Annotated in this window: 9 protein-coding genes; 5 read left to right on the forward strand and 4 right to left on the reverse strand. The window is 42.2% G+C overall.

The features are described 5' to 3' along the window. Window positions 1-30 precede the first annotated feature (30 nt). A complete protein-coding gene (locus ID165_RS12300; protein ID WP_192351003.1) occupies window positions 31-3,117 on the reverse strand; it encodes a TonB-dependent receptor in 3,087 nt (1,028 codons plus the stop codon). A 539-nt stretch (window positions 3,118-3,656) separates the two neighbouring features. Between ID165_RS12300 and ID165_RS12305 the strand changes: the two genes are divergently transcribed. Next, a complete protein-coding gene (locus ID165_RS12305) occupies window positions 3,657-5,441 on the forward strand; it encodes a hypothetical protein (RefSeq protein ID WP_192351005.1) in 1,785 nt (594 codons plus the stop codon). A gap of 323 nt (window positions 5,442-5,764) precedes the next feature. Here the strand turns inward: ID165_RS12305 and ID165_RS12310 are convergent, their stop codons facing one another. The 3 genes from ID165_RS12310 to ID165_RS12320 are packed head-to-tail and all read right to left on the reverse strand — an operon-like array spanning window position 5,765 to window position 8,578. Beyond that, window positions 5,765-7,150 carry an NAD(P)(+) transhydrogenase (Re/Si-specific) subunit beta gene (locus tag ID165_RS12310; RefSeq protein ID WP_192351007.1) on the reverse strand — a complete coding sequence of 462 codons (1,386 nt, stop codon included), beginning with the start codon at window positions 7,148-7,150 and terminating at the stop codon, window positions 5,765-5,767. Then, the gene (locus ID165_RS12315; protein ID WP_057935611.1) at window positions 7,147-7,434 is read right to left on the reverse strand and encodes an NAD(P) transhydrogenase subunit alpha; all 288 of its coding nucleotides are present in this window, start codon (window positions 7,432-7,434) and stop codon (window positions 7,147-7,149) included. Before ID165_RS12315 ends, ID165_RS12310 begins: the two co-directional genes overlap by 4 nt. A 19-nt stretch (window positions 7,435-7,453) precedes the next feature. After that, the gene (locus ID165_RS12320; RefSeq protein WP_192351009.1) at window positions 7,454-8,578 is read right to left on the reverse strand and encodes a Re/Si-specific NAD(P)(+) transhydrogenase subunit alpha; all 1,125 of its coding nucleotides are present in this window, start codon (window positions 8,576-8,578) and stop codon (window positions 7,454-7,456) included. 408 nt (window positions 8,579-8,986) lie between these two features. Here ID165_RS12320 and ID165_RS12325 point away from each other — a divergent pair, with 408 nt between their 5' ends. The 4 genes from ID165_RS12325 (at window position 8,987) to ID165_RS12340 (ending at window position 12,836) form a co-directional block, all read left to right on the forward strand. Continuing rightward, window positions 8,987-10,447 (forward strand): Gfo/Idh/MocA family protein, encoded by a 1,461-nt coding sequence (locus ID165_RS12325; protein ID WP_192351011.1) that lies wholly within the window; start codon window positions 8,987-8,989, stop codon window positions 10,445-10,447. A gap of 304 nt (window positions 10,448-10,751) precedes the next feature. Continuing rightward, window positions 10,752-10,985, forward strand: coding sequence for a sialidase family protein (locus ID165_RS12330; RefSeq protein WP_192351013.1), 234 nt, complete (start codon window positions 10,752-10,754; stop codon window positions 10,983-10,985). A 276-nt stretch (window positions 10,986-11,261) separates the two neighbouring features. After that, window positions 11,262-11,771 carry a heme-binding domain-containing protein gene (locus tag ID165_RS12335; protein WP_192351015.1) on the forward strand — a complete coding sequence of 170 codons (510 nt, stop codon included), beginning with the start codon at window positions 11,262-11,264 and terminating at the stop codon, window positions 11,769-11,771. A 63-nt stretch (window positions 11,772-11,834) separates the two neighbouring features. After that, window positions 11,835-12,836, forward strand: coding sequence for a Gfo/Idh/MocA family protein (locus ID165_RS12340; RefSeq protein WP_192351017.1), 1,002 nt, complete (start codon window positions 11,835-11,837; stop codon window positions 12,834-12,836). Window positions 12,837-12,872: the final 36 nt, after the last annotated feature.

Here is a 12,872-nt window from a genome sequence, read left to right on the forward strand (position 1 = left end):
TAAATGATTTAATAATCATCTACTTTCTTTTTAGAAGGTTAAATTCAGGTTGACGGAGAACGTTCTTGCTCTAGGGTAGGTAAAGCGATCGATACCAAAGGTTTGAATCCCGGCTGATGTGGAACCTGTATTCACTTCCGGGTCAAAGCCGGAATAATCGGTGATTACAAACAGGTTTTGTCCCGTAACAGAAAGTCGGATGTTTTGAAAAGCATCCCCCAATCCGATCATCTCGGATTTCAGATTATATCCTAGCGTAGCATTATTCAATCTGAAAAAGGAGCCGTTCTCCAAGAATCTGGTAGAGACCGTATTGGAATTATTAAAAGACTCTTCAGGATATTGAGCTGCAAAATCAGTGGTGTTGTTTGATCTGGACAATTGAGCTTTGGTGAACAGTGACATGGCCGTATGATTGTAAATCTTATTTCCTGCTGTACCGTTGAAATTCAAGCCTAAATCAAAGCCTTTGTATTTAAAGTTTGTGTGGAATCCGTAAATGAATTTAGGAATAGCACTTCCTACCACACTTCGGTCATTGTCCAAGACTTCACCATCTCCATTGATGTCCCTAAATCTATTCACCCCATCTTCGGTGATGCCGTCAAATTGAACCATATAGAATGCGCCGATAGGATGATTATTGATGTATCCATTGATAGTGGCACCTGTTTGGCCCGCACCTTGAGCTGCTCCGGTAGTCAATACAGAATACGGTGAGTCTTTTACTTCATTCTGGATAAAAGTAACATTACCACCGATGTTATACGAGAAGGCACGCTGCTCATCGCTAGTGTAATCCAATGCCAATTCGATCCCGCTGTTATGGATTTTCATATCATCTATATTGTCCCAATAAGTGGATGTAGGCTGGACCGGATCGGCAGGAACTACTTCCAGTAATATATTGGAAGACACTTTATTGAAGTAATCCAAGGTACCGGTAAGTCTGTAGTCAAAGAACGCAAAATCAATTCCCAAATCTATTTGGGAAGATACCTCCCATTGCAAATCGGGGTTTGCCAAGCGTGTAAAAACGATCCCATATGGGTAACCATCCAATGAATTGCCATCGGTATCAATAGGATAAGTATTGTAACTTTTCGATCCTTCAGAGAGTCTATCTTCCGAATAACTGGCTTTTGTGATCTTGGATGGAATTTCCTGATTTCCTGTTTTGCCCCAGCTTCCCCGAACTTTTAGGTTGTTGAAGAATGAGTTAGCCATAAAATCTTCCTTACTTACATTCCAGCCCAAAGCCAGTGAAGGGAAGTATCCATATTTGTTGTTGTCTCCAAACTTGGAGGATCCATCAGCCCGAATTGTAGCCGTAAACAGATATTTGTCGGCATAAGTGTAGTTCAGTCTACCAAAGAATGACTGTAATTCGTTTTTCACCGCAGATGAATTGACTGTGGTAGGATATTTGGTTGTACTGTTATGGTCTTGATACCTAGGTTCAATATTATTATCTGCAAACCCTTTAGATGAGGTTAGTCTGTATTCATCCAGAAATGTCTGGTAAGAATGTCCCGCCAACACAGTCAGCTTGTGGATATTTGTATTCCAATTATAGGTAAGGGTATTCTCGACAAGCTGATTGGTATTGGCACTTATTCCTTCGTCCAGTGCCCCATCCGAAATATTCGACTCATTGATCACTTCTGTATAGGGTTTGTACTGCTGATATCTGTTTGTACTGGAGTAATCCACGCCAAGATTCGCCTTGTACGTCAGTCCGTCAACAAGTTCAAAAGAAGGGGAAATCGTCGCCAAAATACGGTTGTTTGAGGCGTTATCACTATATAATTCATTCCTCTTCAGTGGATTCAAAGTATTGGTTTCCAACAAAGTTGGCTCGCCGTTTGTATATGCCGGAATCGTCGGGTTTAAGCTCAGCATATCACTGATTATGGATGAAATGCTAGGCCGTAAATTTTGGGTGTGTGCGGCAGTCAGGTTATAATCTACGATCAATCTACCGTCGAATGCCTTCTGGTTCATATTTAATTTTCCGGAATAACGTTTTAGCTCACTGTTTTTCAGAATACCTTCTTGACCCTGATAGCCCACTGAGGTGAAATAGGAAAATTTCTCGGTGTTGGCTCCACTCATCGAGAAATTGTAATCCTGGGAAAATCCGACTTGGGTCAGTTCATCTTGCCAATCTGTATCTCCACCGAAATCCAGCAAAGCTCCACCCGCAGCCACTACTTGGCGACGAAACTCATCTGTATCGAATACATCTATTTTTCTGGCCAAGGATGACCACGCTGAGGAAGCTGAGAAATTCATTTGAGTAGTTCCTTTTTTCCCTTTTCTAGTAGTGATTACTACTACTCCGTTAGAGGCTCTTGAACCATATAAGGCTGTAGCGCTGGCATCTTTTAGCACATCGATACTTTCTATATCGTTAGGATTAAGGAAGTTTAGGGGATTTGAGGCAATTCCTGTATCGGAATTATCCAGCAAAAAGCCATCTATTACATAAAGAGGCTGAGTACCTGAACGTAAGCTTCCTACACCTCTAATAATCACATTTTGCGCGGCACCGGGCTCACCACTGGTGGAGGCAATGTTTACACCGGCAATTTTTCCCTGCAAAAGATCTACGGGATTTGAAACCACACCTTTATTGAAGTTTTCACTTTTGACAGAGCCAATAGCTCCTGTGACATCTGACCTTTTTTGGGTTCCATAGCCTACCACCACCAGCTCATCCAACTGCGTAGCATCAGGCTCCAATTGGACATCAATAGTCGATCGCCCACCCACCGAAATCTCTTGCAGCATATATCCTACATAAGAAATCTGAATGACGGCATCTTCTCCTACCTCAAGGGAAAACTTCCCATCAAGATCCGTAACCGTACCGTTTACTGATCCTTTTACCCGAACCGTTGCGCCGGGAAGTGGCTCTCCGGTCTCATCAGTCACCGTACCTGAGATGGATTGCAGTATAAATACTCCATCGGTAATAGGGCTGTTCACTTCTAGCCCTCCCATATTTTTGATCTCCCCGGCGACTAGATGAGATGGACCGGTACTCAATCCAGCCCATATAATCATACAGCTGGAAGCACGGATGATTTTAGATAATGGTAATTTTGAATGCATAAAATTTAAATGTTGGGTAACTAAGAATTTTCAATAATTGATCTTGGAAAGCATGTTGTAGCAAACTCCTTTTTGATTCCAATCTCAAAAGTATTCTATATGTGATACTAGCCTGTTAAGCTATCTTTAGGGTTATATTAAAATATGTTGCATCCAATAATTATCTAAGGATGCCTGTTACCTTAAGAACCTAGCTTACCCCTCGTATGATCCAGACAAGCCAAGCATCATAAACATTAAATATCACAAAATATTATATTTATTTTGTTTACCAATACAGTACAAACCAAAACAAACACATGCTATATATACAATATTATTTTATAACATTCAAATCGCAGAGTTAGTAGTTTTGACTTTGAATCCTAAGCTGGGGCTTGTTATTTTCTCTTAATCTGCCAAGTCAAAACCATCTTTTTCTCAAACTCCCGGTAGCTTTGCAAGTATGGCAAAGAAAATGTAATGAATCCATAACATTCTTTCACTAACGAAACTTATCCTTTCTAATCAAAAGATCTATCCACACAAATGTGTCAAATATGACATTTAGAGCACTTTTTGCGTTGTTTGTAGTTTTCTGCATACATGTAGACATTTTTGCCCAAGATGCGAATGACACTTCAAAAGTTTCGATAACCCAAAGAGCCCTGGACAAAGGAATGGACTTTATTACACGATCGAACAGGGACACTGTACTTGTAGAAAAAGCAGAAGAAAAATTTCTTCCATATGAAGGAATGATCATCAGGAATATTTCAGTAGAGAACTTGGGTTTTGAATTTTCTATCTATGGCCGACAGAAACCAATAGTCCGGAAAGTAGGCAGAATTGCAAATAAACTGCACACCAACACTCGCGAAAAAACAATCCGCCAACATCTTTTCATCAAACCTAACCAGCGTCTGAATCCCTATAAAATCGGTGACAACGAGCGATTTCTTAGAGATCAGGCTTTTATTTTAGAAAGCAGGATCATAGCCACACAAGTTCCCGGTACCGACTCAGTGGATCTGGTAGTAATCAGCCGGGATGTTTTCAGTATAGGAGGGTCTGTGGGAGGAAGCCTGCCTACCGCACCCTTATTCAAGGTTTACGATGCCAATGTAGATGGAAGGGCTCAGGGATTCGAGTTTGATTTCCTATATGATATGGACAGAAAGCCAAAGACCGGGATCGGATTTGCTTACACCAAAAGTAGCGTGATGGGAAGTCTGGCTGATTTCTCAACCTATTACACCCAGTTGAACTCTGGAATTAGCCTGGGCGAAGAAAAAGAATATGCTATGGGAATTAGTCTGGAAAGGCCTTTGGTCTCACCTTATTCCAAATTAGCAGGAGGAGCCGGATGGAGTCAAAACTGGTCAAAGAATGTGGATTCCAGACCGGATTCAGTTTTCCTTGACTACAAATACAATGTAAGCAACTTATGGTTGGGGTATAATTTTGGATCCGAAAAAGCACTTCAGGACAGAAGCAGAAAGTTTGTCGCACTTCGGGCTTTTGACGGGTACTTTCTCAGTTATCCAGACCAAGAAGAGATGGGGTTGGAGAGGAAGTACCGCAACAGTAGAGGGGTTTTGGCACAGTTTACACTCTATGAGCAGGACTTCTTCAAAACCCAATATGTCTATGGCTTTGGACGTACAGAAGATATTCCTTTTGGGTGTAATCTCTCAGCTACATTAGGTTATACAAAGACCTTGGAATTTGCAAGACCCTATGCAGATGTCAATCTGAATTACAAAGGAGCGAACAGCAGCGGTAGTTTCTACGAAGTCACCTTGAATGCTGCCAGCTATTTTCGCAATGGAAGTTCAGAAGACATTGCAATCCAAACCGGTGGAACCTTCTACACGCAGGCCTATTCTATAGGCAAGTACAAAATCAGAAGTAATGCATCAGCATTTTATACCCAGCTTTTCGACGGAGTCACCAATGAATGGCTGACGATTCGCGGCAATACCATTCCCGGTCTTCGGGTAGAGGAAGTAGATGCCACCCAGCGGATCTCCTTTGGATTTGAATCTAGCCTATTCACCCCATGGTCACTTATCGGATTCCGTATAGCGCCTTTTTCTTCCTTCTACTGGGCAAAGTTAAAATGCCCAACATGCGGAAATAAATACCAGAATTTCACGGGGATAAGTCTTGGAGTGAGAACACGAAATGAAAACCTTATTTTTGGGACCATGGAAATAAAAGGGACATTTATCCCAACCGATGATGAAGGAAGTTCCAAGTTTGCCGTTAGTTTCCGCAAAAACCTACGGTTTAGAAAATCGGATGTTTACGTAGAGCAGCCTTCATTGATCAATTACAATTGATTTTTAAAAGTCAGTAAGCATTGGCATTTTCGACATTCGATGTACATGTATTTTGGCCAGAATCGGTTCAAATCTCATGACTTGAACCCACTGCATTACAGCCTCCAGACTGCCTTATTTTTCTCACAATCCCGAAAAGCAAACTCAATTTAATATAGTTTAAGACCAGAACATTTACACTTTCTTAAAATCAGCAGGATTCTTCTTGCCGAAGCGCAGCCTGTAGGCTGCAGCAAAGCTAGTCCAAGTCCGAAGAACTTGGACTAGGCCACAGAACCTGTTCAAGTCTCATGACTTGAACCTACCGCATTCCAGTCTTCTGATTACATCTCTTTCATTTCAGAGACTATTTTAGTAATAGTCTGCTTTGCATCTCCGAATAGCATCAGGCAGTTTGGATAGCCGAACAGCTCATTTTCCACACCTGCATAGCCCTTGCCCATACTTCTCTTACTGACGATTACCGTCCTGGCTTTATCCGCATTTAATATAGGCATACCATAGATCGGGCTTTGAGGATTGTTCCTTGCAGCAGGATTTACCACGTCATTTGCTCCTACGATCAGCACCAAATCAGTATTTGGGAATTCATCGTTGATGGATTCCATTTCTATCAGCTTGTCGTAAGAGATATTTGCTTCAGCCAGAAGGACATTCATGTGGCCGGGCATCCTTCCCGCCACCGGGTGAATGGCAAATTTAAAATCGATGTTTCGCTTCTCGCATTGCTCCATCAGCTCACGAATGACATGCTGTGCTTGGGCGACGGCCATTCCATAACCGGGAACCACAATGACAGAAGATACTCCATCAAACAACATAGCCGTCTCTTCCACTCCTATTTCTTTCACCGAAATAGATGGGCCATCACCCTGAGCCTCATTTACCGTTTGCCCAAATCCACCCAAAAGCACATTGATCAACGATCGATTCATGGCTTTACACATGATCTGCGTCAGGATAATCCCCGACGCTCCCACTAGAGAACCTGCTACGATCAGCACATTGTTGTTCAGAATAAAACCCGTAGCACAAGCCGCCATTCCTGAGTAAGAGTTCAATAAGGAAATCACTACCGGCATATCCGCACCTCCGATAGGAATCACAGTCAAGACACCCAGCACCAACGCAATCACTATCAGAATGATAATGAGCATAGGGTCAGTTTGGTCAATTACAGTGAAGACTGCTGCTGTCAAAAATCCCAAAAATAAAATCAGGTTTATTGGATGCTGACCTTTGAATGTAATCGGCGAACCTGAAATATTTCCGTTTAGCTTCAAGTAAGCCACCAAGGAACCGGTAAATGTAAGTCCACCGATAAAGACTGAGACAATGATACTGATCACTGTCACCAGTTCGATAGATTCCAAATTGACATCCGTCCTAAGGAAATAGTCTGATAAAGCGACAGAAAATGAGGCCAATCCACCAAACCCGTTGAAAACCGCGACCATTTCGGGCATTTTGGTCATTTCGACTTTGTTGGCATAATACAGGCCAATAGCTGATCCCAACACAATACATGCAAAAATCTCTACCAGGGAGATGGCATCTATCTGAACCATAGTAGCCAATATGGCTATAAACATCCCCAACGCCGAAATACGGTTTCCCTTTCTGGCTGACTGGGTTTTATTCAACATTTTGATCCCCAGCACAAACAAGATGGAGGCGATCAAATAGGCTAATTCTATTGCTAAACTCATTTTTTCTTGAACATTTTAAGCATACGATCTGTGACTGTGTAGCCGCCGACTACGTTGATGGTGGCCAGCACCAGGGCTGCCATTCCCAGCCATTTACTCAGGGTAGTATATCCCATTTCATTGCAGGCCAAAAGTGCTCCCACGATGGTAATCCCGGAAATTGCGTTGGAACCGGACATCAATGGAGTATGCAGCGTGGGGGGAACTTTTGCGATCAGCTCAAATCCCAGGAAACTTGCAAGAACAAGTATATAAATCAGAATAATCAATGCTTCTGAGCTCATAATTTAAAGAGGTTATTTCTTACTTATTTAATATTTTATTTGTGAATTCATGAACCACCTGGCCTTTATAAGTGATCAAAACGCCTTTGGTGATTTCTTCCTCACGGTCGAGATTAAATCCGTCTTTGGTAGTCAAGTGAAGCAGCAGCGTACTGATATTGGTAGCATAAAGCTGACTTGCATTGGTAGACATCAAGGAAGGCAAGTTGGACTCGCCTATGATGGTCACACCATATTTGCGCACCACTTGATCCTTCTCGGAGATTTCGCAATTCCCCCCGGACTCTACCGCCATATCCACAATCACAGCTCCTTTTTTCATGCTTTTCACCATTTCCTCTGTCACTAGAATTGGCGATTTTTTCCCCATGACCAATGCAGTGGTAATTACCAGGTCAGCATCCTTGATTTTACTTTGTATTAGCTCCTTCTGTTTTTGTAAAAATTCCGCTGAAACCTCGGAAGCATATCCTCCCTCTACTTTCACATCTCCGGCTCCTTCAACTGTCAAAAACCGACCGCCCAAAGACTCCACCTGCTCTTTAGTCTCAGGTCTCACATCAGTGACTTCCACCACTGCGCCAAGTCTCTTGGCAGTAGCGATAGCCTGAAGACCGGCCACACCTGCTCCGAAAATCAAGACCTTCGCCGGAGTAATCGTACCTGAGGCAGTCATCATAAGCGGAAAAATCTTCTCCAAATAATTGGCTCCCAAAATCACAGATTTATATCCTGCAAGATTTGCCTGCGAACTCAAGCAATCCATCTTCTGTGCCCGGGAAATCCTAGGTACCGCATCCATAGAGAAAGACATGATGGATTTCTTATTCATTTCATCAAGTATTTCCGGATAGTTATAGGCATACATAATGGATATACAAGCACTGCCATTTTGCATTTGGGATACCTCTTCCTTTGAAAAAAGATTGACTTTCAGCAACACATCTGAGCCAAAAACCTCCTGTGTACCGGCGACTGTAGCTCCTGCCTCCTTGTAGTCTTCATCAGAAAAATTGGATCCCAGCCCGGCTCCTTGTTCTATAGTAACTGAAAACTCTTTCTTAATTAATTGTTTGATGACATCAGGGCTCAGCGCAACCCTGTGTTCTCCCTCTTTTATCTCTTTTAAAACTCCTATTTTCATTTTAGGCTTGTTGAATTGTTTCCCTCAAAGCTATTGTGTTTCAATATATTCAAAGAAACTAGGATTTATTTGCAAAGGCTACCTGCATTATCCTGATTTTTTACTATTTCATGATATTTTATGGTGTCAATTAAAAAAACAACAGCATATGACTCAACCCTAAACCCAAGATATTCTATAAAAATGTTGTTGATTGCACGAAATCCATAACCTACCTACAGGATATGTTAACTTTTTTATAATATACACGCCCGACAAACACCCTATCTTGCTTAGAATTTGATTTTTTGACTGATTCAAGGCTCTACCGCTGATCATTGCATTTGAACAGTTAAAAACAAACAGAAATCATCCATAAAAATAATTCACTATTTTAGAATACTTATTTGACCTTAACTTAATAACCTCATGCAAAACCCCAAGAAAAATTCTACGGGACAAACCCGGCGGGATTTTATCAAAAATGCAGCAATAGCCTCCTCTTTTATGATTGTTCCCCGGCATGTTCTGGGTGGAGTAGGATTTATAGCTCCAAGTGATCAATTGAATTTAGCAGCGATAGGAGCCGGCGGAAAAGGTGCCAGCGATATTAGAAACGCATCAGTAAATGGACGTGAACGTGTCGCTGCACTCTGTGATGTTGATTTTTCGGGATCTGCCAAAGCGTCCGTAGAGAGATTCCCTGACGCCAAGCGCTATGCTGACTTTCGCGAAATGCTGGACAAAGAAAAGGACATCGATGCAGTGACTATTTCTACTCCTGATCATGTCCATGGTCCGGCAGCCAAGTATGCCATGGAACGTGGAAAGCATGTATATGTGCAAAAACCCATGACCCATAACATCAAGGAGGCAAGAATGCTGACTGAGATGGCCAGAAGTCAAAAAGTGGTCACTCAAATGGGTAACCAAGGCGGCTCAAATGAACTGTTAAAAATGGTTCAAAAATGGGTAGACGATGATAAAATCGGCAAAATATCCAAAGTAGAAGTTTGGACCAACAGACCGGTATGGCCTCAGGGCGGTGCTTTTCCCAAGCCTCAGCCGGGTGCCAAGCCTGATGCCTTGAATTGGGATCTATGGCTAGGCCCATCTCCCGAGATCCCCTATACTCCTGAACTTCACCCGTTCAGCTGGAGAGGCTGGTGGAATTACGGTACAGGGGCACTAGGCGATGTAGGGTGCCACTTGATCGATATACCTTTTAGAACATTAGGCTTACACTACCCTACCGATGCCGAATGCAGCGTAGGATCTGTATACAGTGGAATGTGGACTCCGGATTACCATCCTGATGGTTGCCCTGCTTCCTCGTTCATCACATTGAATTTTGCGGCTACCTCCAAAAGCAAGTCTCCCATCACTATGACATGGATGGACGGAGGAATCAAGCCTGCTCATCCAGACATCATTCCTGCGGATCAGGAAATCGGCGGCGGAGCAAACGGTGTGCTGATCATCGGAGAGAAAGGAATAATATCTACCAATATCAACGACAGTTCTCCGCTGATGCCAAAATTGTATCTGAATGATGGCACTCAGGAGTTCGGTCCGGAAACCGAAGAAAACATCGAACCTGAATACGGTCACCAGAGAAAATGGGTGGATGCGTGCAAAGCAGGTTTTGGAAGCGAAGAACATAAAGGATTGACTTCTTCGTTTGACTATGCAGGGCCAATGACCGAAACTGTATTGATGGGTAATCTTGCTATTCGTAGCTATATGCTCCGTAGGGAAAACAGCAAAGGTCAGCCGGAATTCTATGGCCGTAAGAAATTGCTTTGGGATGGCGACAAACTTCTCATTACGAACTTCGAAGAAGCCAACCAATTCGTAGGAAGGACGTATAGACAAGGATGGGAAATGTAATCTATCCCTAAAAACAAATCATTCGAGACCCGTTCAAACTGATTTTGAGCGGGTTTCGATATTTTAATATAGAAGAACAAATTAGCCAATTCAAGAACCTCCGGAACCAAAGGCGTAACGTCTTCTTTAATTTGAAGCGAAATTAAGATGACTTTGGGCGGGAAATACAATTTTTTGAGTAAAAAAACAAAAAAAAATTGTAGAGGGAAGTAATAATAAATAGGATTTTATCCATAAATACTTTGCTTAGTTTTTTTTTAAACGGCAAGCATTCTTAGATTGGCGAGAATTAAATAATTGATAAATGGCACAAATGATTAAAAAAGGGAAAGAACTAATTCGTATCTGCCCTACCAATTCGCTTAAAATTGAATATTCTGTAGATGAGGGCGAGACTTGGAATCAACGATATATGGGTAATCCTGCCAGTCCGGGGGAGTTTACAGACCTTGCTGACGGAGGCAAAGAGTTATTGGGAGAAAGTCCAAAAGGGAGTTTTTACTCCAAGAATAAAGGCAAATCCTGGCATAAGCGATAGTGTTTATTCTGGGTTTCCAGATTATCATGCATGTAAGAAGTTGTCAAGCAGTACTACATCCCATAGTTTGAAGAGTTAATTGTGCTTAAAAATTAAGTGTAACCGGAGATTCTAAAGCAAATAATTTAATTGAATTACAATTCAAAAATTGAACACAGGAAAGCTGATTGTAAATACTACTCAGCCCCAAGTCTCAAAACATATTGTCTTTCAATGAATTATTTGCTTCTTTAAGCCAATCAAGCTCCGGGATTCTAACTAGCAAATATCCAAACCATGCTGAAAAAAATCGGGTTAGTTATTTTGGTTGTCCTACTTGCAATCCAGTTTATTCCTTATGAGAAAAATGAGGGTAAGCCTGCTGGGCACCCTATCTCCGGTAGCTACGATATTCCGGGTAATGTGAATAAGCTTCTTGTAAACGCCTGTAATAACTGTCACTCCAATACCTCCCAATATCCATGGTATGCAAGTGTGGAACCCATAGGTTATTGGCTAAACAGCCACATACAAGAGGGAAAAGGTGATTTGAACTTTGATGAATTCACTGGGAGACCGTTGGCTTGGCAAAACCATAAATTGGAAGAAATTGCTGAACTGGTGGAAAATAAAGAGATGCCCTTGAAGTCTTACACTTACTTTGGACTTCATCCTGAAGCAAATCTTTCTGATGCGGACCGTCAAGTGATTGTTGATTGGGCAAAAGACCAAATGGCTTACTTGGTGGCGACTTATCCGCCGGACAGCCTGGTTATGAAAAGAAGGAATCCTCCTCCGGCAGAATAAACAATCTTAAAATTTAAGACATTAAATAGTTTTGGTTTAAACCGCATGCCCTATTTTTAGGTTATGAGCAAAATCCAAGGTAACGAAGTAAGGTGGGGAATTCTAGGCGTGGGCAATGTCTGCGAAGTCAAATCCGCACCGGCAATAAATCTCATTCCCAACAGTAAGATAGTGGCAGTCATGCGCCGCTCAGAAGAAAAAGTAAAAGACTACGCCAAGCGACACGGAATTGCCAAATGGTATACTTCAGCAAGTGACCTTGTCAATGATCCTGAAGTAAACGCAATCTACATTGCCACCCCTCCAAATGCCCATTTGGATCTTGCTACACTTGCGGCATCGGCAGGCAAACCTGTATATGTGGAGAAACCCATGGCGAGGACTTATGCCGAATGTCTGCAGATGATAGATGTCTGCAAGAAAGCGAATGTTCCACTGTACGTCGCCTATTACCGAAGAGAACTACCGCACTTTCGCAAAATCAAAGAGCTGATTTCGGAAGGAATACTTGGAGATATCCGTACAGTTCACATCAATCTCAAGCAAAAGCTGAATGCTTCTCTGATCACAAAAGTGGAAACCAATTGGCGTGTAGACCCCGAGCTAGCCGGCGGTGGATACTTCTTTGACCTAGCCTCTCATCAGCTAGACTTGTTGGATTTCTTCTTTGGGAAAATCATCCATGCAAATGGATTTTCCTCGAATCAAGCAAACACTTATAAAGCTGAAGATATCGTTGTTGGAAGTTTTGTTTTCGAAAGCGGAGTTCTGGGTAGTGGAAATTGGTGCTTCACTACCGCTGCAAATGCTGAGATCGACGAAACTACAATCTATGGAAGTAAAGGAACCATCCAGTTTGAGACCTTCGGAAAGGGAGAATTCACCCTCATTACAGATGAAAGAGGAATTGAAAGTTTCAACTTTGAACTTCCTAAACATATTCAGGAGCCGTTGATCAAAACCATTGTAGGCGATCTACTGGGGACCGAAACTTGCAAAAGTACAGGAATCAGTGGAGCAAGAGCAAACTGGGTGATGGATCAACTGGTAAAGGAAAGAGTTTAATTAACCACGGTGAGCGCAGAGTTTTACGCAGAGGGC

The sequence above is a fragment of the Algoriphagus sp. Y33 genome (assembly GCF_014838715.1).
In the GTDB taxonomy this organism is placed as follows: domain Bacteria; phylum Bacteroidota; class Bacteroidia; order Cytophagales; family Cyclobacteriaceae; genus Algoriphagus.

Bases quoted from the DNA above. Each gene is read 5' to 3' on its own strand.
- ID165_RS12300 (WP_192351003.1), bottom strand. From the start codon at position 3,117: ATGCATTCAAAATTACCATTATCTAAAATCATCCGTGCTTCCAGCTGT.
- ID165_RS12305 (WP_192351005.1), top strand. From the start codon at position 3,657: ATGACATTTAGAGCACTTTTTGCGTTGTTTGTAGTTTTCTGCATACAT.
- ID165_RS12310 (WP_192351007.1), bottom strand. From the start codon at position 7,150: ATGAGTTTAGCAATAGAATTAGCCTATTTGATCGCCTCCATCTTGTTT.
- ID165_RS12315 (WP_057935611.1), bottom strand. From the start codon at position 7,434: ATGAGCTCAGAAGCATTGATTATTCTGATTTATATACTTGTTCTTGCA.
- ID165_RS12320 (WP_192351009.1), bottom strand. From the start codon at position 8,578: ATGAAAATAGGAGTTTTAAAAGAGATAAAAGAGGGAGAACACAGGGTT.
- ID165_RS12325 (WP_192351011.1), top strand. From the start codon at position 8,987: ATGCAAAACCCCAAGAAAAATTCTACGGGACAAACCCGGCGGGATTTT.
- ID165_RS12330 (WP_192351013.1), top strand. From the start codon at position 10,752: ATGGCACAAATGATTAAAAAAGGGAAAGAACTAATTCGTATCTGCCCT.
- ID165_RS12335 (WP_192351015.1), top strand. From the start codon at position 11,262: ATGCTGAAAAAAATCGGGTTAGTTATTTTGGTTGTCCTACTTGCAATC.
- ID165_RS12340 (WP_192351017.1), top strand. From the start codon at position 11,835: ATGAGCAAAATCCAAGGTAACGAAGTAAGGTGGGGAATTCTAGGCGTG.